The sequence below is a fragment of the Pseudomonas sp. PDM31 genome, from assembly GCF_019218965.1.
Taxonomy (GTDB): domain Bacteria; phylum Pseudomonadota; class Gammaproteobacteria; order Pseudomonadales; family Pseudomonadaceae; genus Aquipseudomonas.
In genome coordinates, this window is the sequence record NZ_JAHUWS010000052.1 from 1 (window position 1) to 252 (window position 252).

Sequence of the window (252 nt, forward strand, 5' to 3'; positions counted from 1 at the left end):
TTGGCGGTAGCTGTATTTATGAAAATCAGGGCACAGGCGTAACAGAAGATAAAAAGCATCTCCTGCCAGCCAGGCGTCTGCCATGGAGAGAGTAAAAACGCGGCACCAGCGACAGTGGACTCACTGATGCGATGCCTCCGATGACGGCGGCGACAAGAAAAGCGACATTCAAGCCCAGAGCCAATACAAGTGGATGTTCATTGCGACAATGTTGGCGTGTCACAACCATAGCGACCGCGTAGAAAACAGCCG

1 protein-coding gene is annotated in these 252 nt (G+C 52.4%); it reads right to left on the bottom strand.

Going from position 1 to position 252, the window contains the following annotated elements:
* Positions 1 to 25: 25 nt before the first annotated feature.
* On the bottom strand, positions 26 to 252 hold a 227-nt coding region (locus KW839_RS27420), incomplete at its 5' end, for a hypothetical protein (protein ID WP_371318131.1).